At 65.5% G+C, this 25,113-nt stretch carries 26 protein-coding genes; 11 read left to right on the top strand and 15 right to left on the bottom strand.

Annotated features, from left to right (window positions below):
• The first annotated feature begins 24 nt into the window (after positions 1–24).
• Both FKR81_RS14910 and FKR81_RS14905 read left to right on the top strand, forming a co-directional pair.
• Positions 25–1,455, top strand: a complete 1,431-nt coding sequence (locus FKR81_RS14910; protein ID WP_146352269.1) for a gluconokinase — start codon at positions 25–27, stop codon at positions 1,453–1,455.
• Positions 1,456–1,487: 32 nt separating this feature from the next.
• Positions 1,488–1,784 (top strand): hypothetical protein, encoded by a 297-nt coding sequence (locus tag FKR81_RS14905; protein ID WP_146352267.1) that lies wholly within the window; start codon positions 1,488–1,490, stop codon positions 1,782–1,784.
• A gap of 4 nt (positions 1,785–1,788) precedes the next feature.
• Here the strand turns inward: FKR81_RS14905 and FKR81_RS14900 are convergent, their stop codons facing one another.
• Positions 1,789–2,220 (bottom strand): Fur family transcriptional regulator, encoded by a 432-nt coding sequence (locus FKR81_RS14900; protein ID WP_146352265.1) that lies wholly within the window; start codon positions 2,218–2,220, stop codon positions 1,789–1,791.
• A gap of 148 nt (positions 2,221–2,368) precedes the next feature.
• On the opposite strand from FKR81_RS14900, the gene FKR81_RS14895 reads away from it, so the two are divergent.
• Complete coding sequence (locus FKR81_RS14895; RefSeq protein ID WP_235921550.1) at positions 2,369–3,520, top strand: MFS transporter; 1,152 nt, start codon at positions 2,369–2,371, stop codon at positions 3,518–3,520.
• On the opposite strand, the gene FKR81_RS14890 is transcribed toward FKR81_RS14895, so the two are convergent.
• Positions 3,464–4,516 carry an alpha/beta hydrolase gene (locus FKR81_RS14890; RefSeq protein ID WP_146352261.1) on the bottom strand — a complete coding sequence of 351 codons (1,053 nt, stop codon included), beginning with the start codon at positions 4,514–4,516 and terminating at the stop codon, positions 3,464–3,466. The genes FKR81_RS14895 and FKR81_RS14890 overlap by 57 nt on opposite strands.
• 64 nt (positions 4,517–4,580) lie before the next feature.
• Here FKR81_RS14890 and FKR81_RS14885 point away from each other — a divergent pair, with 64 nt between their 5' ends.
• Together FKR81_RS14885 and FKR81_RS14880 are read left to right on the top strand one after the other, a co-directional pair.
• The gene (locus FKR81_RS14885; RefSeq protein WP_146352260.1) at positions 4,581–5,156 is read left to right on the top strand and encodes an NADPH-dependent FMN reductase; all 576 of its coding nucleotides are present in this window, start codon (positions 4,581–4,583) and stop codon (positions 5,154–5,156) included.
• Between the two features lie 85 nt (positions 5,157–5,241).
• Positions 5,242–5,664: an organic hydroperoxide resistance protein gene (locus tag FKR81_RS14880; protein ID WP_146352556.1), complete on the top strand. Its 423-nt coding sequence runs from the start codon at positions 5,242–5,244 to the stop codon at positions 5,662–5,664.
• A 62-nt stretch (positions 5,665–5,726) separates the two neighbouring features.
• On the opposite strand, the gene FKR81_RS14875 is transcribed toward FKR81_RS14880, so the two are convergent.
• From FKR81_RS14875 to FKR81_RS14855, 5 genes are all read right to left on the bottom strand, one after another.
• Positions 5,727–6,101 (bottom strand): SEC-C metal-binding domain-containing protein, encoded by a 375-nt coding sequence (locus FKR81_RS14875; RefSeq protein ID WP_222598274.1) that lies wholly within the window; start codon positions 6,099–6,101, stop codon positions 5,727–5,729.
• On the bottom strand, positions 6,098–7,288 hold the full coding sequence (locus FKR81_RS14870; protein ID WP_146352257.1) for a BtrH N-terminal domain-containing protein: 1,191 nt from the start codon (positions 7,286–7,288) through the stop codon (positions 6,098–6,100). Before FKR81_RS14870 ends, FKR81_RS14875 begins: the two co-directional genes overlap by 4 nt.
• Before the next feature lie 157 nt (positions 7,289–7,445).
• Positions 7,446–9,254, bottom strand: coding sequence for a S9 family peptidase (locus FKR81_RS14865; protein WP_146352256.1), 1,809 nt, complete (start codon positions 9,252–9,254; stop codon positions 7,446–7,448).
• Positions 9,255–9,325: 71 nt separating this feature from the next.
• Positions 9,326–10,090, bottom strand: a complete 765-nt coding sequence (locus FKR81_RS14860) for a heparin lyase I family protein (protein ID WP_146352254.1) — start codon at positions 10,088–10,090, stop codon at positions 9,326–9,328.
• An 83-nt stretch (positions 10,091–10,173) separates the two neighbouring features.
• Positions 10,174–11,088 (bottom strand): glycoside hydrolase family 16 protein, encoded by a 915-nt coding sequence (locus FKR81_RS14855; RefSeq protein ID WP_235921549.1) that lies wholly within the window; start codon positions 11,086–11,088, stop codon positions 10,174–10,176.
• A 97-nt stretch (positions 11,089–11,185) separates the two neighbouring features.
• On the opposite strand from FKR81_RS14855, the gene FKR81_RS14850 reads away from it, so the two are divergent.
• Positions 11,186–11,668: a GAF domain-containing protein gene (locus FKR81_RS14850; protein ID WP_146352252.1), complete on the top strand. Its 483-nt coding sequence runs from the start codon at positions 11,186–11,188 to the stop codon at positions 11,666–11,668.
• Here FKR81_RS14850 and FKR81_RS14845 read toward each other — a convergent pair.
• From FKR81_RS14845 to FKR81_RS14835, 4 genes are all read right to left on the bottom strand, one after another.
• On the bottom strand, positions 11,665–11,952 hold the full coding sequence (locus tag FKR81_RS14845; RefSeq protein ID WP_146352250.1) for a hypothetical protein: 288 nt from the start codon (positions 11,950–11,952) through the stop codon (positions 11,665–11,667). The two genes, FKR81_RS14850 and FKR81_RS14845, sit on opposite strands and share 4 nt — an antisense overlap.
• Positions 11,953–12,075: 123 nt before the next feature.
• On the bottom strand, positions 12,076–13,317 hold the full coding sequence (locus tag FKR81_RS14840) for an MFS transporter (RefSeq protein ID WP_222598273.1): 1,242 nt from the start codon (positions 13,315–13,317) through the stop codon (positions 12,076–12,078).
• Between the two features lie 45 nt (positions 13,318–13,362).
• Positions 13,363–13,503, bottom strand: a complete 141-nt coding sequence (locus tag FKR81_RS43570; RefSeq protein ID WP_186762980.1) for a hypothetical protein — start codon at positions 13,501–13,503, stop codon at positions 13,363–13,365.
• 25 nt (positions 13,504–13,528) lie between these two features.
• Entirely contained in the window at positions 13,529–14,755 is a 1,227-nt protein-coding gene (locus FKR81_RS14835; RefSeq protein ID WP_146352248.1) for a helix-turn-helix domain-containing protein, read from the bottom strand.
• 385 nt (positions 14,756–15,140) lie between these two features.
• On the opposite strand from FKR81_RS14835, the gene FKR81_RS44990 reads away from it, so the two are divergent.
• Positions 15,141–15,518, top strand: a complete 378-nt coding sequence (locus FKR81_RS44990) for a PASTA domain-containing protein (protein WP_235921548.1) — start codon at positions 15,141–15,143, stop codon at positions 15,516–15,518.
• Between the two features lie 1,170 nt (positions 15,519–16,688).
• On the opposite strand, the gene FKR81_RS14820 is transcribed toward FKR81_RS44990, so the two are convergent.
• Positions 16,689–20,480 carry an NACHT domain-containing protein gene (locus FKR81_RS14820; RefSeq protein WP_146352246.1) on the bottom strand — a complete coding sequence of 1,264 codons (3,792 nt, stop codon included), beginning with the start codon at positions 20,478–20,480 and terminating at the stop codon, positions 16,689–16,691.
• Positions 20,481–20,720: 240 nt separating this feature from the next.
• Between FKR81_RS14820 and FKR81_RS14815 the strand changes: the two genes are divergently transcribed.
• Positions 20,721–21,107 (top strand): hypothetical protein, encoded by a 387-nt coding sequence (locus FKR81_RS14815; protein ID WP_146352244.1) that lies wholly within the window; start codon positions 20,721–20,723, stop codon positions 21,105–21,107.
• Between the two features lie 171 nt (positions 21,108–21,278).
• Here the strand turns inward: FKR81_RS14815 and FKR81_RS14810 are convergent, their stop codons facing one another.
• The 3 genes from FKR81_RS14810 to FKR81_RS44330 all read right to left on the bottom strand — a co-directional run bounded on the left by FKR81_RS14810 (position 21,279) and on the right by FKR81_RS44330 (position 23,945).
• Positions 21,279–22,175 carry a phosphotransferase gene (locus FKR81_RS14810; protein WP_146352242.1) on the bottom strand — a complete coding sequence of 299 codons (897 nt, stop codon included), beginning with the start codon at positions 22,173–22,175 and terminating at the stop codon, positions 21,279–21,281.
• Positions 22,176–22,180: 5 nt separating this feature from the next.
• The gene (locus FKR81_RS14805; protein ID WP_146352240.1) at positions 22,181–23,395 is read right to left on the bottom strand and encodes an XRE family transcriptional regulator; all 1,215 of its coding nucleotides are present in this window, start codon (positions 23,393–23,395) and stop codon (positions 22,181–22,183) included.
• Between the two features lie 205 nt (positions 23,396–23,600).
• Positions 23,601–23,945, bottom strand: coding sequence for a helix-turn-helix domain-containing protein (locus FKR81_RS44330; RefSeq protein WP_222598272.1), 345 nt, complete (start codon positions 23,943–23,945; stop codon positions 23,601–23,603).
• 164 nt (positions 23,946–24,109) lie between these two features.
• On the opposite strand from FKR81_RS44330, the gene FKR81_RS14800 reads away from it, so the two are divergent.
• The 3 genes from FKR81_RS14800 to FKR81_RS14790 are packed head-to-tail and all read left to right on the top strand — an operon-like array spanning position 24,110 to position 25,112.
• Positions 24,110–24,406: a hypothetical protein gene (locus tag FKR81_RS14800; protein WP_146352238.1), complete on the top strand. Its 297-nt coding sequence runs from the start codon at positions 24,110–24,112 to the stop codon at positions 24,404–24,406.
• Positions 24,406–24,882 (top strand): Pycsar system effector family protein, encoded by a 477-nt coding sequence (locus tag FKR81_RS14795; protein WP_235921568.1) that lies wholly within the window; start codon positions 24,406–24,408, stop codon positions 24,880–24,882. Before FKR81_RS14800 ends, FKR81_RS14795 begins: the two co-directional genes overlap by 1 nt.
• Positions 24,882–25,112 (top strand): hypothetical protein, encoded by a 231-nt coding sequence (locus FKR81_RS14790; protein ID WP_146352234.1) that lies wholly within the window; start codon positions 24,882–24,884, stop codon positions 25,110–25,112. Before FKR81_RS14795 ends, FKR81_RS14790 begins: the two co-directional genes overlap by 1 nt.
• Position 25,113: the final 1 nt, after the last annotated feature.

The following is a 25,113-nucleotide window of genomic DNA, read 5'->3' as shown; positions in this document are numbered from 1 at the left end:
GGACGGGGATCGATACCGTGGGGCATGACCGAAGTCGTTCTCGGCGTTGATCTGGGAACCACGGCGACGAAGGTGATCGCCGTCGATCGGCGGGCCAAGGTGGTCGCCTCGGCGGAACGGTCGTCGCCGATGCGCACGACCGCGGACGGCTTCGCGACGCACGACCCGCGCGAGGTGCTGGACGCGGCGTTCAGCGCACTGCGCGAGGTCGCGGCGGGTGACTACGAGGTCCGGGCGTTGGCGCTGACCGGCGCGATGCACACGCTGCTGGGACTCGACGCGAACGGCGACCCGGTGACGGAGTCGCTGAGCTGGGCCGACAACCGCGCCGTCGAGCAGACGGCCCGGCTGCGCGGCACGCCGGAAGGCCGCGCGCTGCACCGGGCCACCGGCACCCCGATCCACACGATGGCGCCACTGTCCAAACTGGCCTGGATGGCCGAGCACGGCGTCACCGCGGCGAAGTGGTGCGGTCTCAAGGACTTCGTCGCCTCGAAGCTCACCGGCGCGCTGACGACCGAGCACTCGTCCGGCTCCGGCACCGGCCTGATGGACATCCACTCGTTGACCTGGCACCCGGACGCGCTCGCGTTCGCCAGGGTGTCCGCGACCCAGCTCCCCGAGCTGGAAGCACCCACCTCGCACCGCCCGCTGGTCGCGGAAGTCGGGCTGCCCCCTGGTCTGCCGGTCGTCGCGGGCGGCGGTGACGGCCCGATGGGCAACCTCGGCGTCGGCGCGGTCGTGCCCGGCGTGGGTGCGGTGTCGCTCGGCACCAGCGGCGCGTTGCGCGTCACGCAGGACGGTCCCGGCGTCGACGAGGAGTGCCGGACGTTCTGCTACGCCATCGGCGACGGCCTGTGGGCGCGCGGCGGCGCGGTGAGCAACGGCGGCGTGGTCGCGCAGTGGGCGGCCGAGACGTTCGGCGTCGAGGTGGGGGAGCTGCTCACCCGAGCGGCGGCTGTTCCCCTTGGCGCGCAAGGGATCGTGGCGCTGCCGTACCTGTTGGGCGAGCGGGCGCCGTGGTGGGACCCGACGGTCACCGGCGCGCTGCTCGGCCTGCGCCGCGAGCACGGTCCGGCGGAGATCACGCGGGCGCTCGTCGAAGGCGTGTGCCAGCAGCTGGCGCTGGTGCTGGACGCGGTGCCGCACGTCGAGGAGATCCGCGTGACCGGCGGCGCGTTCCGCAGCTCGCTCTGGTCGGGCGTGCTGTCCGCCGCGCTGGGGCTGCCGCTGACGGTCGCCGAGGACAGCGGGGGCTCGGCCGTCGGTGTCGCGCTGCTCGGCTGGCGCGCGCTGGGGGAGCTGTCGTCGTTGACCGAGGCGGCCGCACTGGTCGTGCCGACGCGGACGATCACGCCCGACCCGGACGCGGTGGCGTTCTACGCGCGCCGCAGGCCGCTCGTGCAGCGCGCCTACCTGGCCCTGAAGGACCTTTGGGAGGACCAAAGGCCTTAGCGGTGTTCGCCCGTCCGGCGCACGCTCCGGTGATGACGTTCATTCAGCTCATCGAGTACCGGACGAGCCAGCCCGAGCAGCTGGACAAGATGATGGACGAGTGGATGGCGGCCACCGAGGGCCAGCGGACCGTCACCAGAGCCGTCGTGGCGAGCGACCACGACAAGCCCGGCACGTACATGGAGATCGTCGAGTTCCCGTCCTACGACGAGGCGATGCGCAACTCCGAGATGCCGGAGACCGGCGAGTTCGCCGCGCGGATGGCGGCGCTGTGCGACGGCGAGCCGATCTTCCGCAACCTGGACGTGCAGCGGGAGGAGAAGCTCTGAGGGCTCACGCCTCCGACTCGGCCGCCTCCAGACAAGCGGGGCAGTGACCCCAGAACACCACCTCGGCCTCGTCGATCGTGAAGCCGAGCGTGTCGGACGGTTCGAGGCAGGGTGCCGCGCCGACGACGCAGTCGACGTCCTCGGTGCGCCCGCACGACCGGCACACGAGGTGATGATGGTTGTCGCCGGTGCGCGTCTCGTACCGCGCGGGGTGCCCCGCCGGCTCGATCCTGCGCACCAGGTCGGAGCGCGTGCACGCGTTCAGCACGTCGTACACGGCCTGGGTCGACACCGTGCCCAGCCGGGCCCGCACGCCGTCGGCGACCTGCTCGGCCGTCGTGTGCGGGTGGGTGGAGAGCCACTCCAGCACTGCGAGCCGGGGCGCGGTGATGCGCATCCCGGCTTGTTTGAGCAGCTCACGTGGTTCTGGGCTCATCGGTCCACCACCTTAGCGAGCTGTTCTTGAACCAGCCAATAACAGGAAACCTTAAAGTCCTTGCTGCGCGGGTGACCATGGTGAGGTGAGCCTCGCCCCGTTTCAACACGTCCTGCGCCTGCCGCGGGTTCGACCGCTGATGATGTTGATGTTGCTGGCGAGGATCCCGCCCACCGCCGCAGGCGTCACCATGACGCTGCACGTCGCGGTGACTCTCGACCGAGGCTACGGCGCCGCCGGGCTCGCCGGTATGGCCATCACCGTGGGCATCGGCGTCGGATCACCGTTGATGGGCTGGCTGATCGACCGGCGCGGCCTGCGGTTCATGCTGATCCTCTCGGTGGTGTGCGAGACGACGTTCTGGTTGTTCGCGCCGCTGATGTCGTACTGGGTGCTGCTGGTCGTCGGCTTCGTCGCGGGCGTCGCGTGCCTGCCGGTGATGTCCATCGGGCGGCAGGCGATCACCGCGCTGGTGCCGGTCGACCAGCGGCGCACCGCGTTCTCGCTCGACTCGATCTCCGTCGAGCTGTCGTTCATGGTGGGCCCCGCGCTCGGCGTGCTCGTCGCGACCAGGGTGTCGACCGGTGCGGCGCTGGTCGCGATCGGCCTGGGCGTGCTCGCGTCGGGGGTGTTGCTGTTCTTCGTGAACCCGCCGCTGGTGCACGAGGACGAGCCGGTCGAAGGACCGCACCCGAGCAGGAGAGCGTGGATCACCGGGCCGCTGGTCGCGACGCTCGTCGTCGCGGCGGGTGCGGTGTTCACGCTCGGCGGCATGGAGGTCGCCATCGTCGCGAGCCTCGAACGCGTCGGCCAGGCGAGCTGGATCGGCCTGGTGTTCATCGTGATGTGCGCGGCGTCCATCGTCGGCGGCCTCATCTACGGCTCGCTCAAGCGCGCACCCGGCCAGGTCGCGCTGATGGCGATGCTGGCCGCGCTGGCGATCCCGGTCGGGCTCGCGGACGGCGACTGGCTGCTCATCGCGATCGCGCTGATCCCGATGAACGTCATGTGCTCGCCGACGATCGCCGCGACCAGCGAACGCATCACCGGGCTCGTGCCGCCTGCCGTGCGCGGCGAGGCGCTCGGCCTGCACGGCTCGGCGTTCACGTTCGGCGCCGCGGCGGGCGGACCGGTCGCGGGCTTCGCGATCGACCACGGCGGTCCCGCGATGGGCTTCGCCGTCGCGGGCGTCGGTGGCCTGCTCCTGGCGCTGCTCGCGCACCTGCTGCAGCGCCGGGAGCCGTCAGGCGGTTTCGGTCACGTCCTGGGCGGAGTTGGCGAGCGCGAAGCCGGTGCGTAGCGCGCCGACCGCCTCGGAGACGGCCTCGCGGAACACCCCGCCGACACCGAGGATGTTGGCGAACCCGTGGAACAGGCCCTCGTGGCGGCGCAGCACGACCGGGACTCCGGCCGAGGCCAGGCGTTCCGCAAACGCTTCACCCTCGTCGCGCAGCGGGTCGAAGCCCGCCGTCGCGAGGTAGGTCGGCGGCATCGCGCTCAGGTCCTCGGCGAGCATCACCGACAGCCGCGGGTCGAACCGCGCGTCGAACTCGGGCGCGTAGTGGTCGAGGAACCAGTCCATCTTCTCGTCGGTCAGGAAGAACCCGTTGCCGAAGATCTCCCGCGACCGCCTGCGCACCGACGCGTCGACCGCCGGGTAGAAGAGCAGCAGGAACACCGCCGTGCCCGGCGACTGGTGCGCGGTGACCGCGGCCAGGTTCCCGCCCGCGCTGTCACCGCCGAGCGCGATGCGCGCCGGGTCGATGCCCAGGTCCTTCGCCTTGTTGACCACGTAGTCGAGCACGGACTTGGCGTCCTCGATCGCGGCCGGGAACGGGTTCTCCGGCGCGAGCCGGTAGTCCGCGGCCAGCACCCGCACGCCCGCCTCCGCGGAGAGGAAGCGGCACAGCTGGTCGTGGCTCGCGAGGTTGCCGGTCACCCAGCCGCCACCGTGGTAGAAGATCAACAACGGTGAGCCGTCGGCCAGGCCGTGCGGCGTGTAGAGCCGCGCGTCGAACTCGCCGATCCGCAGGTCGCGGGTGTTCACCGAGGTGATCGGCGGCCCGGACACCAGCTTCGTCGACATGTCGAGGTCGAAGCGGCTCGACTCCGGTGTCTTCGTGTTCCAGTCCCGGCCGGTCAACGACTGGAGACGCAGCAGCAGCTGCGCCTCCGGATGCAGGTCCTGCCCGTCGAGGCGGATCGGCGGGCCCGAGATCAGGCGCCGCAGCGGTGCGGGCAGACCGAACGCGAAGCGCAGTGCACCGCCCAGAAGCTGGGCCTGGAGGTTCGACATGTGTCGCACGTTACTAGCCAGTAGTGCCCAGCTCCACCCATGTCGAAGTGAAAGGATCGGAGGCATGACGGTCACGGTGGTCGGTATCGGCGGCTCGATCAGGGCTGACTCGCAGAGCGAGCGGGCACTGCGGATCGCGCTCGCCGGTGCGGCGGAGGCGGGTGCGGAGACGATCGAGTACAGCGGTACGGATCTGCTGCTGCCGTTCTACGACCCCGCCCAGCCCGACCGCCCCGAGATCGCGAAGAAGCTCGTCGAGGACCTGGCCCGCGCGGACGGCGTCATCCTGGTCTCGCCCGGCTACCACGGCACGGTGTCCGGCCTGGTCAAGAACGCGCTCGACTACGTGGAGGACCTCCGCAACGACGACCGCCCGTACCTGCACGACCGCGCGGTCGGCTGCGTCGCCGCCGCGTACGGCTGGCAGGCGTCGGTGAACACGCTGAGCGCACTCCGTTCGATCGTCCACGCGCTGCGCGGCTGGCCCACCCCGCTGGGTGCGGCGGTGAACTCGGCGCAGGTGAAGTTCGACGCGGACGGCACGTGCTCGGACGCCGACGTGGCGGCCAACCTCAGGACGATCGGACGGCAGGTCGTCGAGTTCGCGCAGGCTCGTGCGTCTCACCACGGGGTGAGCTGAGCCACCCTCGGGAAGATGTTTCGAGCCAACCGGTGTTGTGCCCCGTAGGACACAACATCCCCCCGGCTCAAAGGAGAGCGTGACGATGCAGGTGCTGTACACGGCTGAGGCCATTGCCATCGGTGAGGGCCGCAACGGCGAGGTCCGTTCCTCCGACGGCGTGATCGACGAGCGTCTCGCGACCCCCAAGGAGCTCGGCGGCCCCGGTGGCGAGGCCACCAACCCGGAGCAGCTGTTCGCCGCCGGCTACGCCGCGTGCTTCAACAGCGCCCTCAAGCTCGTCGCGCGTCACGCGAAGGTCGACCTCAAGCACTCCGAGGTCACCGCGAAGGTCGGCATCGGCCCGAACGGCGCGGGCGGCTTCCAGCTCGCCGTCGAGCTGGTCGTGAGCACCCCCGGCCTCGACCAGGCCGTCGCGGACAAGCTCGTCGAGCAGGCCCACCAGGTCTGCCCGTACTCCAACGCCACCCGCGGCAACATCGACGTGGCGATCAGCGCCACCGTCTGACGTCTTCCTCCGTCGGGGGCACTTCGCGGACACGGGTCCGCCAAGTGCCCCCGACGGCGTTTCTAGATGAACGTGGGTGAGCCGCAGCAGGTCTTGTACTTGCGTGCGGATCCGCACCAGCACGGGTCGTTGCGGCCCGGTGGCCAGATCATCGCGCCGCGGGTCGCGGCGACGTGCTCGGCGTAGTCGGCGCGTGTGCGCCCGGCCGCCGGATCGCCGTCACCGGCGAAGTCCTCGTAGTCGTCGGCCGATCCGACCGCGACCATCGCGTGCCCGCCCACGTCGGCGAAGCCGCGCAGGAACCGTTCCACCTCCTGGCGATGTGCCTCGTGCGGGCGATCCAGCCCGCGGAACGCCGGATAGCCGTCCGGCCAGCGCTTCATGACCTCTACCAGCTCGTCAGCGGGCCAGTAGACCGCTGTCAGCTGCTCAGTCACAGCTGACCGACCGCCTTCTCCTCCAACTCGCGGGCTTCGTCCACGAGATCAGCGAGTTCGACATAGAGGCCAGCCTGGACCGGCGTCGCCCGCTCCGCCAGACCGCTCATCCGACTGCCCAGCGCGCGTACCTCGTCCGCGACGGCCGCCCCACCGCTGATCATCAGCCGCATGCGCTCGGTGACCAGCTGTTCGTACTCCTGGAGCACCGGCATCGCCCCGATCGAACGAGCCGCGACGTCCGACCAGATCCGTCCGGCGGCTTCGAACTCGGTCACGCCCGGCAGGCCGGCCTCCCGGAGGAAGTCCGCGTAGAGCTGCCGCGTCGCGCTCGGCGCCGTGTACTCGACCTCCAGGCAGTCGTGCAGCCTGCGCAGCACGAAGAACTCCGCACCCGGCGTCGCCCAGCGCTGCGACCAGCCCTTCTTGCCCTTGACGTCGCGCATCTCGGCGGCCAGCTTGCGCATGCCGGAGAAGCCGAAGTTCACGTCGAAGTTGTTGCCCAGCACCGGGCCGGTGAGGTGCGCGACGGTCGTGCTGACCGCGGTCCTGACGTCCGGCTTCCCGGTCGCGGCACCGATGGTGATCATCTCGTGCTTCTTGCCCCACGCGGCCAGGAAGTCGGCCAGCGGCAGCGGGTTCGGCTGCAGGCACTCGTCGTCGACCAGCACCGTGTCGCCGTCGAGGCCCTGCACGCCGACCGGGTACGGCTCAGGGCCCCACTCGCCGGTGAGCCCGTGCCACGGCAGCTTCGTGCGGTCGACCGTGCAGATCACCGTGCCCGTCGCCTCCCGCAGCGCCTTCTCGGCCTTGCGGACGGAACCGGTCGTGGTGACCTGGTGCTCGATCCCCGCGTTGCGCAGCGCGGCCGGGATGAACGGGTCCGGGTGGTGCCTGGCGACGATCGTCATCGTCGGCGCCTTGAGCTCCTTGTACTCGAACACGAAGTACATGAAGCCGATGCCGCCTGCCAGCCCGGCGAGCATCGCCTCGGACCACCCGTCGCCCAGTGCGTTCCTGAGCAGCGCGGAGTCGTGCATCAGCCCGCCGCCCGCCGACCTCGGGGCGTTGGCCAGCACGTGACGACGTGCGGTGGTGTACGACTCGCCGGTCCGCTCCATGCGGGAGCGGACGAGACGCTTGAGGGACTTCTGCTCGGTCATCGTGTGCCTCTCGCGGACGGACACGAGCGGACCCCACGCCCCGCCCGAACCGTCCGGGCGCACGACAACGGCTGCGTCGAGCAGCGCCCCGAGGACATCAGGTCCCCTTCGCCTCCGCGAGCGCCGGTCTGCGTGGGCGACCGGTCAGGAGGTACGGCGCGGGACGGCGCCGACGACCAGGTTAACCCTCCAGCGCACGCCGTGCGAAGTCCACTTCGGCCGCGACCTGGCGGATGGTCTCGGCGACGACCAGCGAGCCGTGGCCGGCGTCGTAGCGGTAGACCTCGTACTTCCCGCCGCGCTCGGCGAGCGCGTCCAGGTAGTTGTCGATCTGCCGGATCGGGCAGCGCGGGTCGTTCTCACCGGCGAGCACCAGCACCGGCGCCTTGACGTGGTCGATGTAGGTGAGCGGTGAGCACTTCCGGTACACGTCCGGCAGCTCCTCCGGCGACCCGCCGAACAGCGCCCGGTCGAACGCCCGCAGCGGCTCCATCTCGTCCTCGTAGGCCGCGAAGTAGTCCGCGACCGGCACGCCCGCGACGCTCGCCGCCCAGCGCTCCGGCTGCGTCCCGATCGCCAGCAGCGACAGGTACCCGCCCCAGCTGGCGCCGTTGACGACGCACCTGGCCGGGTCCGCCAGCCCGCTCTCGACGGCCCAGTCGTGCACCGCGGCCACGTCCTCGAGCTCGGTCAGCCCCGGACGGCCCTCGATCGCGTCGCGCCACACCGAGCCGTAGCCCGTCGAGCCGCGGTAGTTGACGTGCACCACGGCGAACCCGGCATCCAGCCACACCGCGCGGTACGCGGAGAACCGGTCCTCGTCGGCCGAGTGCGGGCCGCCGTGCAGCAGGAACACCGTGGGGAACGGGCCGTCGCCGGCCGGCTTGGAGATCAGCGCGTGCACGTCACCGACGAACGCGTCGGTGAGCTCCGAGGTCGGCGCGGCCTTGTGGCCTGGCGGCTCCAGCAGCACGCGCTCGGTGCCGCTCGGGTCGAGCGCCCTGATGACGCCGGGCCGTGCGGCCGACGACCACGAGTACTCGATCGTGCCGTCCGGGCGCACGCCCGCCGAACCGATCACTCCCTTCGCGACGTCCACAGTGGACAGCTGCTTCGTCGCGATGTCGTAGCGGTGCATGGTGTTGCGGGCTTCGTGCGTGTGCAGGACGAGCAGCGCGCTGCCGTCCGGGTACCAGTCAGCCGTCACCTCGCCCGGCAGGTCGATGACCAGCTCGGTCTCCGTGTCCGCGGTGAGGTCCCAGATCAGCAGCTCCTCGCGCCCGCGCCGCTCGTGCGCGACGAGCAGCCGGTTGTCGCCGAGCACCGGGCTGAACGCGATCGCGTCGAGCCCCTTGCCCTTGCCGTCCCACCGATCGGCCTTCGTTGAGCCGTCCTCGACGTTCAGGATGCGCAGCGCCATGTGCCGGTTGTCGCCGTGCTCGGAGTGCGCGATCGCGACCAGCGTCTCGTCCTTGGAGAGCGCCGCGACGCCGCCGTCGTGCTCGTCGCGGTAGATGACCTCGGCCTTGTTCCCCTTGCGGGACAACCAGATCGTCGTGCCGTCGTCGGTCGACGCCGCGACCGCCACCACGTCACGCCCGATCTCGAGTCCCGCCGGGTAGCCCGCGTCGACACCCTCGACGGCCGGCGCGGCGCTGCCCTCGTGGAACGGCTCGCGCACCCACAGGCCGAACTCGTCGCCGTCGTGGTCGTCGAACCACCAGATCTCCGTGCCGTCCGGGTTCAGCGTGCCGTGCGACGTGCCGTTCGGCCGGTCCGTGACCCTGCGGTGCTGGTCCGTCGCCCGGTCCCAGGCGTAGATCTCCCAGACGCCGCTCGCGTTCGACAGGTAGAGCGACCGGTCAGCCGCGTCCTCGGCCCAGCCGGGCAGCGTCACGCGGGCAGCGGTGAACCGCTCGCGCCACCGCGCCTCGGCGGCGGGGTCGTCGAACAGCTGGTCGGGCACGTTGGCCGAGGGGTGCGTCGTCACAGCACCACACTAGTGACCCGAGCGGGTGCTGCCGGGCCGTGGCACGCGCCCGGCAGCACCCGTCCTCGCGGTCAGGGAGCGACGTCGGCGTAGCTGGTCCCGAGCTTGCCCGAGTTCAGCCAGGCCGTCGCGCGCCCGCTGTTGGGGCCTGAGCGGTAGACGCCCCACTTCGTGTTGACGTGCGTGCCCCACAACGTCGCGCCGGGGTAGCGCTTCTGCCCGTTGGTGAACGTCTGCTGCTCACCGTTGCGCCAGAGCTCGACCCAGCCGTCGCCGCCGCGCGACAGCTTGAACCCGATCACCCAGTCGTTCCACTGGTTCACCGGGAAGTCCGTCGACCAGATGTGCTTCGTGCCCCCGTTCGGCGACGTGAGCTGGAAGTGCAGCTTGCCGTCGCCGAGCGTGCGGAGCACGAACGGGCCCGACTTCGGCTGGCCGCCGCTCGCACCGGAGATGTGCAGCTGGTAGACGGCGATCCAGTGCTTGCCGTTCGGGTTCACCTGCCAGAGCGCGCGCCAGCCGAAGTAGAACGTCTGGCCGACCTCCGCCGCGCCGAGGCGGTACGGAGAGCCGTTCTTCCGCATGCCACGGCTTTCGCACCGCTCCTTGCCCTCCGACCAATCCCAGGTCTCGTACTTGATGGAAGGCCCGTACTTGCCCTGCGGGTCGTTGGCTGCGGTGATGGCGCCGGGGTCGCGTTCGAGCCCGTCGAACACGGCCGCCGGCCCCAGCTTCGGATCGGCTTCCCACAGGACACCGGGAACGGCGGAGGCCTGCACGGGCATGGTCAGCACAGCCGCAAGTGCCAGTGCGAACGCCAGATGAGGTCGTCGCATCTGATCTCCTCGAGATCACGCCCGCGGCGTCGCGGTGAGGCATAGATCGGATGTCTGCGGCGTGATCCAACGGTAGCCAATACTCACGGGCGCGTCCACACCGCCACGTAGTCGACGGCCATCGAACGGCCGGGCGTGGTCGACGGGGTCGGCGTCGTGCGACCGGCGACCCCGTTGGGGAACGCGCCGCCGATCGCCACGTTCAGCAGGATGAAGTAGCCGGAGTGCGAGGTCATGTTGTTCCACGACGTCGCGTCCACCTGGTTCTGCCGGACCGTGTGGTAGTGCTGGCCGTCGACGTACCAGCGCAGCTGGTTCGGGCTGACCGAGCGGTCCCACTCGAACCGGTAGGTGTGGAAGTTCCCCGCGCACTGGGCGCCGGGGCAGACGCGGGCCGCGCCGAGCCCGTTCGTCTCGTTGCACGATCCGCCGGGGTTGACGCCGCAGTGCAGCACGCCCCAGACGCTGTTGATCCCGTTGACGTTCTCCATGACGTCGAACTCGCCGATCGACGGCCAGTTCCAGAAGACCCCCCGGTACGGCGAGCCGAGCGCCCAGAACGCGGGCCAGTAGCCGAGCGCGCCGGTACCGGTGATGTTGGGCATCTGGATGCGGCCCTCGATGCGCAGCACACCGCCTGCCGGTGCCTTGAAGTTCGAGCGGCGGGTCTCGATGCGCGCCGACGTCCACTCGCCGTTCGCCGCCCGCAACGGGACGATCCGCAGGTTGCCGGTGCCGTCGAGCCGCAGGTTGGCGCGGTCGTTCGTGTACCGCTGGATCTCGCCGGTGCCCCAGTTGGCGGGACCGCCGGGGTAGCTGTGGCCGATGTCCACGATCCAGTTGTTCGGGTTCGGCGCGCTGTTGTTCGCGCCGGTGAAATCGTCGCTCCAGGCCAGCGTCCAGCCGGGCGGGGTGGGTGGCACGGCTGCCTGCGCCGGGTTCGCCATGGGGAGAAGCAACAGCAACGCGCTCGCCAGCGCGAGTTTCCTACCAGCCACGGTGATGACCTCTCTGTCATGCGGGCAGCGGCGGATTCCTTCATGGAAGCGCTCTCACAGGTGTCCGTCAACGAGCAATGGGATTACCGTCTGAAAGATGGCCGCCGACACGACCGCGCTGCTCGAACGCGCGGGCACGCTGGAAGAGGTTCAACGCGTCGTCAGAACGACCGCGCGCCGGCTGCTGGACGCGCACGGCGCGACACTGGTGCTGCTCGACGGCGACCAGTGCTACTACGCCGACGAGGACTCGATGAGCCCGCTGTGGAAGGGCCAGCGGTTCCCCGCCGCGAACTGCATCAGCGGCTGGGCGATGCTGCACCGGCAGACCGTCGCGATCCGCGACATCAGGTTCGACTCGCGCATCCCGCAGGAGGCGTACCGGCCGACGTTCGTGCGCAGCCTCGTCATGGCGCCGATCCTGCATCCCGACGCCATCGGGGCGACCGGTGGCTACTGGGCCGTCCCGCACGCGGCGACCCCGGACGAGATCGCCGCACTCGAAGAGCTGGCCGATGCGAGCGGTGAGGCGCTGGAGCGCTTCCCCGAGGGAATCCCCGCCCGCGGGTTCCTCAGCTAGGAGAGTTCTTCCTCGAAGATGGTGTCCATCTGCTGCGACGCCCGTGACAGAGCGCGCACCACCGACACGGTGACGACGAACAGGACGGCAATGGCCACCGTCGTCCAAATCGAGGTGAGCAGGAATACGATCCCCAGCGCCTGAAGCACGACAACAGCCCGTGCCGTGAACACCAACCAGGGTTTGTGAACAGGTCGAATCGCGGTAACCGAACTCATCTGGGCTTCTTTCGTGGTGGAGATCAGCGTGCTTCGGACGCGGTGCCCGTGTGTCGAGTCGATCACCTGGCTTGTTACGTTGAGTGAGTTGAACCTTCAACAGTCACTCGTAAGGGTTAACGCTACGTGTTGGTTCCGCAGTGTTTGACCCGGAACGGTGGCGCACAGTGCATGCGGACCACCGTGGCCCTACTGACTGCGACTGTCGAGTTGTTCCACCCGATCGTGCGGTATCGAACCGAATCGGCGCCAGGCGCCAATCGTCAGCAGTGTCATGACTGCGAATGCCGCCCAGAACGGTGCGACGATTCCGAACAGCCGCGCGACGAATCCACCGAACAGCGCACCGAGTGACACCCCGCCGATCACGAGCAACATGAAGGCGCTGCCGACCCGGCCGCGCAGCTCGTCCGGCACGGCCCGGTGCCGCAGCGACGCCGTGATGACGGTGAACACCGCCGCGTGCACGCCGAAGAGCGCCATGGTCGCGCCCGCGACCCACGGCGACCGGGTCAGCGCGAGCGACAGGTGCGTGCCGGTCTCGATCACCAGCCCGATCCGCAGCAGCACCGCGGGCCCGAACCGCTCGATCAGCCGCGGCGCGAGGACCGTGCCGGGGATGCCGCCGAGCGCCATCGCGGTCAGCAGCAGGCCGTACCCCGTACCGGTGACGCCGAGCCGCTGCTCCGCGTAGAGCACGTAGATCGACAGCGCGCCCATGAGCGTGATGTTCATCAGGCACAACGACAACGCGAGCAGCCGCACCACGTGGTGCGCCCACAGCCAGCGCAGGCCTTCGGCGATCTCCGTGCGGAGCCTGCGCCTGCTCGTCTCGGTCGCGCGTGGCCGTTCGACGCGCACGAACGAGATCAGCAGCGCGGCGAGCACGAAGCTGGCAGCGTCGATCCCGTACGGCAGCGCCGCCGCCACCACGAACAGCGCGGCACCGATCGGCGGCGCGACGAGCCCGTTGCCGATGACCTGGACGTACTGCAGCCGCGCCATCGCCCTCGGCAGCTGGTCCGGCTCGACGACGCTCGGCACCATCGTGCCCGCTGCGTTGTCCGCGAACGTCTCACCGAGGCCGAGCACGAACAGCGCCGCGTAGACCACCGGGATGGATGCTGTGCCGGTCGCGATCGCGACGGTGAGCGCGGCGACCACGAGCCCGCGCAGGACGTTGACGACCACGACCAGCAGCCGCCGGTCCAACCGGTCGACCAGCGCCCCGCTGACCAGCCCGAACAGCAGCCACGGCAACCGCTGCACGAACACCGCGCCCGCGACGAGCGTCGGGTCGTTCGTCAGCGACGCCAGCAGCAGCGGCCCGGCGGCGAGGATCAGCCCGTCACCCGTGTTCGAGATCGCGTTGGCCCACCACAGCCGCGTGAAATCGCGCCCGAGCCGCTTGCGGGTGATCTGCGTCGCCACCTGCCGAAACTAGCAACGCCGATCACCCGGCGGCCTGGGTTTCGCTCAGGGCTTGCGCAACACCACGCGCAACACCTTCAACGCGTCGGCGCGGCGGCGGGGCGACCGCGCCCACACCGCGGTGAACACCATGACCCACAACGGGAACGACAGCAGTACGAAGAAGAAACCTGACTGTGCGAGCATTTCCACCCCTCGAAGCGTGTGTTGTTCAGGCGCTGATCGCGCGCCGGCGCGCCGTCAGCTCGCAGGAGCACGGGCCCCAGTTCCCCGAGTACTCCCCGAAAACGGCGAAGCCGACCGTGACCGCCGCGGCGTGCTGCAGGAACCGCCTGCGCTTCGCCGTCTCGTCGTCCGCGCAGTCGCAGGCCGGAACCTCTTCGTCGAACGCCAGCCCCATGTACCCGCGCGGCACACCGAGCCCGTTCGCGATCCGGCTGAGCAACTCGTACGACTCGACCCGCCGCCCGCCGGCGATCGCGGCGACCTCGACGGGCGACTGCCCGGTGAGCTCACCGATCCGCTCCCGCGCGACGCCGCGCCGTTCGAGCAGCCGGTAGACCGCCCCCACGTCACGCCGCGCGAGCGCCGTCCGCATGTCGTCGTGCTCCCAGCCACCGGGCAGCAGCTCGACGTGGTCCGACCGCACCGCGTGCTCGTTCAGCGCGGGTCCGGGGAACGTGGCGATCACCCACTCCATCCACGCCCGCTCGGGCTCGGCTCCGGTTCCCCGCCCGACTTTCACGTCCGACAGCGCGACACCGCGCACCACGTCCGACATGTCGTGCGGACTGGCGGACACCTTTGGCAACGCGGCCGACGAGCCGCTCAGGATCTCCGCCATCGACCAGCTGGACGGCCCACCGCGCCAGTAGATCTCCAGCGAGTCGTTCGACGGCACCACGTCCAGCCACGCCGCGCCCTTCCACAGCGGTAACCGCCGCAGCACACCGCTCATGAGCTTGACGGGCCCGGCGGGAGGCTCCGCAGTGCTCTCGACCGGCGTGCCGATGCGGTCGAGGGCATCCCGCCACACGTTCTTGGTGACCCCGAGCAGCCGCACCGCACCGTGCCGCCCGACCAGGTCGAGGTGGTCGCGTCCGGGCACCGGCCGCAACCCTCTGATGCCGATCAGCTCGTCACCCGCGCGCAACGGCAACGCCTGGCCCAGCAGGAGCTCGACCACCACCGGGTCGACCTCGAGCGCCAGCACCGGCGAACCGAGGTGCACCCGCCCGACGACCGCCGTGGGCCGGAGCGGATGCCCGCGCCGCCGCATGCCCGCCATCGTGCGGTTGACCGCCAGCAACAACGCCGCTTCGAGGGCCTGCTGCCCCGCCGTGCGCGCGGCGGGCACGAGCTGCCCGCCGGTCTTCCCGAACTGCTTGCGCTGCCGGCGCACCATGTTCACCGTCTCACCGGTGCACCAGCAGCGCATCGCGATGTGCGTAGGCCTGTCACAGGCCAGCAATGGGTTCAGATCATCCGTCCACACAACATCCTCCGCGAACGTTGCCCGGCCAACGCTGCTGAGCCAGAGGTCATCGCCTGGAGCAGCTCGAAAGGTTGAGATCGCGGGCACGTCTTGCGCGACGTGCTTTGGAGGCACCCACTCCATCCGGGACCGGAGGAGCCTCAGTGGCGTCCGCTGTAGCCGGGAGCGAACCTACAACGCCTCGATCGGTGCCTGTGGAAAACCGTTAGATGACCACTCGAACGGCTGAACTTCCGCTGTGTTCGCGCTGGTTCCCTTGAGTAACGCGCTTCGGGCGGAGGCCGAACAACCACCGGCGAACCCGAATCCGGACAACCGAAGGACCCGCATGAGCCGCATCGCCGCCTCACTCCTCTGCTTCGCCGCTGCGGGCTGCGCCATCCCACCGGCTGCGAACACGACGACCACCGCTCCGCCCAGCGTGGTCACCGAGACGGTGACGAGCGCGGCACCGCCGCCAGCGGCGAAGGCGCCCGCGAAGACGTGCACGGTGCCCGCCGTCGTGGGCATGGTCCACCAGACCGCGCAGGACACCATGCAGGCGGCCGGGCTCTACTTCCTCCGCGAGGAGGACGCGACGGGCCAGGGCCGCATCCTCGCGCTCGACCGCAACTGGACCACCACCGCGCAAAGCGTCGCCGCCGGGCAGGTCGTCGACTGCACGACGCCCATCACCCTGTCCGCGAAGAAGATCGGCGAACGCTAGCCAAGAACGCGAGCACCGCGTTGGTGGGCGAACCGGGGGTCCGGGGGCTTGCCCCCGGCTGGGGTCTGGGGGCTAGGTCCCCAGAAAACACCGTAGGGCCTGTATATCCGCGCTTTCTGCGGATATACAGGCCCTACAGGAACTACGTCGGGGTGACAGGATTTGAACCTGCGACCTCTTCGTCCCGAACTAGGTACGGCTCGCAGTGTGGCCTGTACTGCCTGGTAAGCGTGCTGGTCAAGGCGTTGGAACCCGTTGGCGTGCGTTGGTGTTGCGCGCCCCTCGGGAGAGGTTCTTCTCCCAGATTTCTCCCAGTGGCGTGCAGCGAGTGCAGAGAACGCACCACAACAGGCTGGAACGGGGAGGGGTGCAGCCGCTCAGGCGTAGCACCAGGGTGATTTCTCCTTGCCATGCAACAAAAGTGGCGCTACGGCCCTCTCAGAGCCTTCTGTGTGGACCGCCACGGCTGTCATAGCCACGCTGCTCTGGGCGAGCAGGCGCGTCTTGTCGTGGTCGCAGCGCGTCTTCTAGGACCCACTGAGACACTCGAACGGCGCGGTGTTGCTGCGTGAGTGCGAACGAGACGTAGCCGACCCAGTGGCCGGTGGTGGTCACGGACCAGATGCTCAACTCGCCCGGCACAGTGGCCTGCATGTCCATGCCGTCCGCGACGTGCCTGCGCGGCCGGCCGATTCGGAACACTGCACCTAGATCCACCCAGACCGGACGTGGTGGTCGGATGTAGATCTGCTGACCATGCAGCTCAGGCAGGTTTGCTCCGATCGGACCGCGTACATCGAACATGCGTTCGAGTATGAACCGCCACCCCTCCCCGTTCCAGCCCGTACACGAACACCTCTGGGACAGGTGGGACAGCTCGATCAGAGTCCTGTCCCACCTGAAAGTGCAGCTCAACCCTGCTGTCAGGACCAATGGGACAGGTGGGACAGGTGAACGCCTCCGTCCGACGCGCTACAACACGTCTGCGGTCGCTCACCTGCGAGTTAGTGCAAACGACGGCAACGGTGGGATCTGAACCCACGGAGGTTGCCCCTCGCCCGTTCTTGAGGTCTGCGCTTCACGGGTCATCGACCGGTGGCGCTCCTCAGCGGTCGCACACTCCTTCGAGGTGGCTGGTCACCGCGGCTAGTGGCTGTCATACCCGCGGGCCTACCGAGATGACCTACGAGGTAGATAGTTGTGCTCAAACCAGCCACGCTCCTGCGCTATGTCCTGCACAGCACGGACTCGCTTGGGGCCGCCGCTCCACATAAAGGCAAGCGATACGAACATATCAGGCAATTCCCAAGCGTTATCCAGAATCTCCTTACAGAGATCGACCGAGACAGTGCCAAACTCGCGATAGGATGTCCGACTAAGCGGCTGGTCATACGCAAGTTCCTTCGTATTATTAATCAAGCGGACGATCTCTAGACACTCAGTCCAGTCGATATCCTCTGATGCACCAGCCCGCGCAATCAATCGCGTGTATCGCACCGCCAGAGCTGGAGTGAGTGCAAGAGTAGCAACGTCCCTCTTTAGGAAGTCAACAGCTGCAGAAAGCGGCATCTTTTCAAGGTACATAGCGCGGGTAGACGAATGAACCGAGTTCAGTTCTGCAAGACTGCCACCCGCATCGTGAAGATCTGGCACCCGGCCCGAATATTGCTCCGTCACAGCTGCTGCACCGATGAGACTGTCGCGATGCGTAGAGTCCATACGTTGAATCACGTCGTCGAAATGCCCGATGAGGGACAGGTGAACATCTCCTCTAGCCCATGAGAAGAAGGCTATCGCCCAAGTAGCAGCGTCGGAGGGCGATTCAATTCGACTATACTGTTCGAGCCACCACTGCTTCTGATTTCCGCGCCGCCGCGCGTTGCGTAGCCTGTCAATCAACGGGAAACTAGAGTCGAATAGCGCCCCCGCACCCGCGCCCCGTTCGTTTTGATCCGGTATGGACGCTCCAATGTTCGCGATCTCTAAGGCGCTCCAGCAAAAACCAAACTGCTCCAACAAGGTTTGAGTAAATGTTCGGGCAAAGCCAAATGGTGACAGATCGCCCTTGGATTTGCTGGCATTTATTGAGAGCAGAACGGCTTCAAGTTCTGCACTTACCTTACGCAGTGAAGCAATCCTTGGATTTTCGTCGCTGTTGAACGCACGGAAAAAGTTCTCAGGTGGAATATCACCCGTAGCGAACGCGCTCCATGGCGTATAGATCACCACGTTCGCCCATAAGGCCAGCGGTGACGGTGTTCGACGCAGGCTAATCGCAGTACTGCGATTGTTTAGGGCAATTCGGCAAACTTCATTCAGAATTTCACGTGAAGCGTATACATGCTCATTGCCATAGATTAGAAGCGTTGATAGTCGAGCCTCTCGACTTGCATCCGCATTCAGGAACCTATCCGACTCTTGAGGCGTCATACGACTGATAAGACCCGTCACCCCGGCTAGATGCGCCCACTCCAGCGGGTAATCCTCAAACCAAGACGTATTATCCGCAAGCCAGTTCCGCGTCATCGCCCCCGCAGGATCGTGTATCGCAATTCCGTTGCACAATGCGATATGTTGATCACCGCTTCGTGTATGCCCTATGCGTTCCAGGAATAGTGCAACAAGTCTTGATCCACCCGACTTTGGGGAGAGTTGTGTGTTTCGTTGACCATCCAAGCTCGGATCTGAAGCGAACAACCATCGGATTCCTACATCATCAAATACCTTCTCCACAACCTGATTTACTGCCTTGGGTGACTGGTTGAAGACCCAATCTTCAAGGAGAAAGAAGGCCAAACTACGAGGGAACAACATATGATATCCGGACAATTCGGGATCAAACAGATCGCACACACGATCCGCTAGGTCCCGCAACTCTCCTACACTAAAGCACCCAGCATAGAAACGCGTAACGTTCAGCCAGTACGTGTTTCCCGCAATTCCTGCGAAGCGTTCCGGCTTAGTCCCGGCGCGCTCGTGACCGGACGGTGAATACGATGCCGTGTCGTAAAGGTACCGTGCAGCGAAGTACTCACGAAGTGGCTGAACCTCAAATTCGTACGTGCCTTCGACGCGAGATACGAGAGCAACGACACGTTCAACAACGCCACTCCACAGGTAGTCGACGAGTTCTGTCGGGTGCCCCTCGTTCTCGAGATATTCGACTAGCAGTGCGCGTAGCTCACTTGTTTCTATTCGACCGCTAGACTTATCCTTCTCAGCTAGGGCGTGAAGGTAGTAACCCAGGAACTGGTGTATGCTAACGAGCAATTCCCGATTGTCGCGGACTACGGGACTCTTTTCCGATTCGCGGTTAAGGAAGACATCGACATAGGTGTCGTACAGTGCAGTTCGTTTGTCTGGCAGACTCTCGCCACGGACATGAATAAGATTCAGCAGGATAGAAAGTTGCATTGTATTCTTCCCAAGTTCGGCCGTATGGGAAGACTGCAGCTTTAGACGTAGGGTCCGTTGCAGTTGCATTATGTCGTTGGCTGACAAGCCTCGAACCTTGGCCCATTTAGACGTGTACTCAAGTGCCAAGCTTTGATCTATTGAGGCCAATGAAAAGTAGGCAAACTTCTTACCTGACAGCGTGGGTGAGTTTGCTATCGCAGTTGGGCGGCTGGTGACGATGACACTCAGCCGTTGCCCTGTGGAGTCCATGCGAACGAGAGCCGCTGTTATCTCGTCGACAACTAGCAATCGGTCATCTAGATCGGCTACTTCATCTAGCGCATCTAGTATCAAAAGTACGGGACGATTTCCGACAACCTCATGTACATCCGACACAGCGAAGTCAAAGCCGCCCGAATAACGGGCTATGTGACCCGCTATTGCAGATTCCAGTGTTTTGGCACGCCCATGCTCCTCGCCTGGTGATGACGCCCAGGGGTCGATACCACGCAACCACATCGCGATGTCACGCAATTCGATCTTAATAGGAAGCATTACCGGACTGTCTCGATGGCGGTCTGGAAGCTTCGCTATGCCCGCGTGCTCTTTCAGAATGCGGACTCTCTGAACCTGAGCAACGTATTGGGCTAGTGTCGACTTACCCTGTCCAGGCGCACCTTCCAGAACCACACGATTTACACCTTGATGAAAGAATGGGTCCAGAAGAACATCTGCGGCCGCATGGGCAGGCGGTTGTTGACGACCGCCTGGCTGGAACCCATGGACTTCGTTCTCAGTTAGCATTGCTGCCGGACGCAGTCTCGATTTACTACGGTAACGAGTTATCTGCGCTTTAGTGAATATAAACCTTCGAAAGGCTCGACCCTGTAGGTCATCAGCACCTAACGCCGGGCCATGAAACGATGTCATAGGGACGTCGACGAACAGGTCAAGAAGTTGACTCTCGACTTCCGCCTGCTTGAATCGAAGTGTCGAGTCTTGCTCATGTTGATGTGAGAGATAGGCGATCAAGGCCGTGGCTCGTCGCCGTTCCTCTGTAAGCGACGGTCCAGCCTCCATTATCAACCGCGGGATGTCCGCTCCCGTTAGGAGCGCTGGGTAGCGAAGCTTAAGGTCAAAGTTGTTGTCTAGACGCCTATCGAGATCATCCCTCCACCAACAAAGGGCAGGAATAGGAAGACTCTTTTTGAAGTGCTTGTTTAGTTTGTCTAGCTTCCCTATGTCGAGGTGAGACGATGTTGACATGTTGGTAATCAGGACATACTTGCGTGCCCCTCGGGAAGCGAGATTAGCGATCTTGGGCAGCTCGTCGTCAATAGCATTAATCAGCCACTTGAGTGGGTCCTTGATCATATTAGGCTTACGTGCAAATTTTACCTGGTAGACGATGATCCCATGTCCATCGTCAACGTAACGAAGCGCATCTCGCCCGCCGTCGGGCATGCCTACTGGCAGGCATTGCACGTCCTTGTGTTCAGCAACCAGGAGGGCTTGACACACCATCTGAAACGCTTCATCGAGAAGCGCCTCATAGTCGTATGTCACGTCGAGCCTCCTTCGTACCGAATGCCAAGGACGGGGATTGTACGGGCTCTAACGTGATAGCAAGTACGACCTGGTGCTACTCCATTCGGCTGGTTCTGCGCTGCGCTGTGCGGTGCTGTGCCACTGGTTGATCTCCCACCTCGCCGTGGGCCTGCCAGCCGGCTCACACACTTTCGAGGTCTGCGATCCACCGTCCGGCCAACGTCGCTCGTTGACGACTCAGCGTGGTCGCACGCGAGTATGGAAGGCCTCGTTCTGGACGTCGGCCGTTGGTGGTATGCCGGCCGAACGTCGAGGCTCGTCGAGCGTGCCCCGTTCAGCGAAGCAGCTGCCTGGTCGACGCAAGAGCGCGGGACGGTGTACGTCGAGGGCTACGTCTTGACGCATGACGGCGACGTATCGGCCGCTGCATGGTACGGGCGTGACGATCAAGTCGTGTACGGGCAGCGCGCGAGCGCGTATCTGGGCGTACCGCTGTCGGCCGCGTTCCGAAAGCGCATCAAGCAGCAGAACGGTACGGCAGCCGTATTGATGAGCCTTCACGCAAAGCTGCTTTCGGTGCTTCAGCACGGCCTTCCAACGAGCGCCGTGCTGCCGGGCGGTCGGGCTGGACCGCGGTCGATGTGAAGGCCAATGGGGTAGTGCAAGCCATGCTCTGCCGCACATCGGGACAGGTGGGACTGCCGCCATGCCCACCTGTCTCACCTGAAACCGCCGCTCAACCACGCTGGCCGGACGAGTGGGACAGGTGGGACAGCCTTTGAGTGGTGGGCCGTCCTGCTCCTTTCGGCGGCAGTCTCACTGTCTCGCGTTCCAACGCGCGGTTTTGTCCCCTGATTGCAGCGTGCCAATTCGATGACTTAGTTCCCGGCGAACGTTTTCATCTCCACGATCTGCAAGGCGGATATAGCTAGCTAGCGTGTGCAAGTCACGCATTGACACGAGAACTGCGAAACCATCCCACTGTCGCGGGTCATGTCCGTAAGCATCGACAAAGTCCTGCAACTCACGCGAGCCTCGACCAAATCGAACTCCTCCCTGAAAGGTGTTCGCCAGATCCAGTTCGCGCGGACCATACGCGACTTCGTCCCAATCGGCCATCAGTACTTGTTCAGCTGGCCCCCAGAGCGTGTTACCTGGGTAAGCATCGCCGTGAATCATCCCATTGCCGAGAGGGCTATCCAATTCGGCGTACTGTCTAATCAGGTCTTCTCTCCGGTCGAGCAACCAAGCCTGATCTGAGGAGGACAGCCAGGTGGACTCTTTTACTGTTTCACCAAGACTGTGGAGCGGCGGGTAAGGCTCCAACTGCACAGGTGGATCACCAAGGTGGTGCAGTTTGGACAGTAGAGACCCAAGTGGTGCAGATGGCGGCTGAGGTTTGCCGTCCTGAGGGTAGTGGCGCCAAAACGTCACAGTGGCGCCGAGGTTGTCCAGATCTACTGGTTGGTTGACAGCAGTGGGCGCAGTGGCCGGAAATGAGCATTCTTCGACCAGCCATCGAGCTACTGTAACAGCCGTACGCGCACGACTGCGGTCGTCGCTTCGGTGATTCACCTTGGCGAAAACCTCGTGACGCGGCAGAAGGTAAACGGCACTGCCGTGCTCGCGCAGCGGACGTACATCCGACGGATCGAGGTCAACTAGTTCGCAAGCGGCGATGAGGGCGGGATCAACTGCTGGTGCGCTAGTCATCGCCATCACCCTATGGCCCTCCGGTCTGGACGCGGAACAACAAACTCGTGAACAGCTTCGGTCAGTTGCTTAGCTTCAGCGGAACCAGTGTAATTCGGAAGAGCGAGCGTTCGTGTTACGCGATTCAGGCCATCTCTTAGTTGTTGAATGCGCTGCTCAGATGGAAGTGCAAATACCGGACGTAGAGCGTCGCCTGCGCCATCAACTTCGCCTCGTGCAAGACGTGCGATTGCTACATCAACTCGAGCGAGCGCTTCATCACCGTAGCTACGGTCTTCTACCAACCCGTTCTCATACATGCTGATCGCCTTCAATGCGGCACGCTCCGCCTGCTCGTGCTCGCCAACCAGGGATAGCACACCACCCGCGTAGTAATTCGCTTTGGCCGCCGGGAATGTAAGCAGTCCGCCAAACTCGCCAAGGTCATCGGATTCGGGCCCGGTATCCCATGCCCGTTGGGCACGTGCCAGCGCGACTAGAGCCTCTTCCTTCTTGCCTGTTCGCGCCAAGCATCGCGCCTCTAGACTAGCTAGCCGTCCACGCGATTCGGCGGTTACTGCGAATTCCTGACCACGTCTCGCGAAATCGACAGCCTCACTACAACGTCTCGTCCATTCGGCGATCAGCGCTTGAGTTCCCGCAACCCACGCACGCAGTCCATCATGATCGGCTTGTTCTGCACATGCAGCGGCGGCCCGCGCTTGCGCCATTCCGGATCCTGGTTCGCCAAGGTTCTGACTGGCGTGCGCAAGCAACAGCAGGTTGGTGCCGGTCAGAAAGAATAGCTCACGGGATTGCTTTGGATGAGGGCGTTCGCGAACGAGACCAAATGTGACGTCTCGCAATCGGATCAGGTCGTCAAAGACGGGCTTTAGTGGCGCATGTACATAGTCCACCGCAACACGTCGCAGTTCATACTGAACGTGATCAAGAATCAGCGGGTCTACCTGCTCGCTGAGAGCCCAAGAGGCGAATTCAAGCGATTCACGTGCAGCCCTACTTACATCATCAGTTCGCTCGAAAGTGCTCGTGGCGACCGCTACAGTCGATCCATTTGCCTTCCGCATGAACCTTTCACGCGCGCTCTCCGGTGCCCGTTCAAGAGCGGTGTCGAGCAGTTCTTGCATCTCGCGCACTGGAGTGATGTCCGCACGTTGATGCCATGTGGCGATGGTCCGCACGGCCACTCCGAGATGCTGCGCGAAAGCTTCATTCGTCATGCGCAGAGCTTGTTGTAGTGCGCACGCCGTATCGCCGGTCCAAGACTCGACCAGGTCCATCTCACGTCACCCGCTCCCCCCGGAGTGCACTCCCAATGCACAGTCGCTGCACTGCGGCTGCACTGCCGATGCATGGTTCGTGTCGCCAACTAGCAGTTGACTGTAAGACATGAAACGAACGACCCGCACCGGATCGAATCCGCAGCTAACCACGGTCAGCTTGTTCGAGTGCTTCGACGCGGCTCTGAAGATCACTGACTGTCCGAACGAGCTCGGCAAGACTCGGAAGGGTCTCCCCTTGCCGAGTTGAACCAGCAGTGACCTGGACCTGGCCATCACGAACGGCCGCAAGGTGGTCACGTGGCCAGTCCAGTGCTTCTGAAACGCTCGATAGGGTGCGTGCCTTTGCGTTGGGGGACTTAGCTTTCTGAAGCAACCTCAGGGCCGCGACGCTCACCCCCGAACGCTCTGCCAGCTGTAGTTGCATCAAGCCTAGGTCGCTCATCCGAGCGTTGATCGCCGCCGCGACCGCTTCCCAGTCCTTCTGCACCAACGACCTCCTATTAGCGCTCTCACCAGCGATAACTCTAGCGACTGACGTCGCGTCGTTGCAGGTCCACCAGAACCATCACCCGTTTGGGCGTGGACAGCGCTCGTGTTGCTAGCGCTACTGTTAGCGCTGTCAAGCGCCACCAACGAAGGGAACCACCTCCGATGAACAGCACCAAGACTTACCCGGACGGCCTTGACCACCTGGTCCTTTCTGCGATTGAGCAGCAGTTGTCCGAGGAGATTGCTTCGGCTGCTGCGCCGACGTCGGGTCTGTTGGACGGTTCGGCTCGTGAGCGGCGCAATCGTCGGATCTTGGCTCGTGCCCTCGCGGGGGTCAAAACCCAGTACGGCGTGACGCTGGCTCAGGCCGTCGCACAGGAGGCGCAGCAGCTTCGACCGGCATCGGTTGCGTCCCTGCCGCGTGCTGCTGGTCGTGTCGTGCGGGCGGAGGCTGCGTGATGACCCCGCCCGGCGAGCACGTCATGACCAGGATCGACCAGGCACAGACGGACGTGGCTGACCAGCTGCGCCGCGCGGACGCTAAGGCCGCGTCGCTGCTGCCGCTGTTCGGCGGGTTCCTAGCTGGTGTGGTCGCGTTGACCACGCGCAGCATGCCGGCCGTTGTCGAGGTGTTGCTGTGGCTGTCGGCGCTGCCGATGACGGCGAGCGTGCTGTTGCTGCTGTCTGCGGTGCGTCCGCGGATCAGCAAGCACGGCCGGTTCGGGTTCGCGCTCTTCGCGGAGTTCGCGGATCGTCCTTCGGACCTGCTGACTGCGTTGGCGGAAGAGACGTCGATTGTCGCTCAGGCCGTGGTGGTGTGCCGCAGCTCGGTGATCGTTCAGCTGAAGTACGGCCGTGTGCGCCGTGCGGTGGACCTGCTGATCTGCGGTCTGCTCGTGCTGGTCGTCGCTCTCGTCGTGACGGCGGTGGCGTGATGAGCACCTACTTCTCCGCGCTGTCGGTCGCGATGGCACACCAGTTGTCCCAGCCGCCGCCGTCCTCTCCTGCGTCCGTCCGGTGTGGCTGGTGGCGTGAGCATCACGACTTGCTGATCGGTGTGGCGGACGCCGTCGACGTCGGCCGCCAGGAGGCTGACCGGGCGCGGCAGCTTGCTGGGCATGCGCTGGGCGAGGTGCGCAGCCTGCTGTGTGAGGCGGTGTCGTGAG

This window comes from Lentzea tibetensis (genome assembly GCF_007845675.1).
Taxonomy (GTDB): Bacteria; Actinomycetota; Actinomycetes; order Mycobacteriales; family Pseudonocardiaceae; genus Lentzea; species Lentzea tibetensis.
The sequence above is the reverse complement of the archived record's forward strand: the minus strand, read 5'-3'. Positions and strand labels throughout refer to the sequence as shown.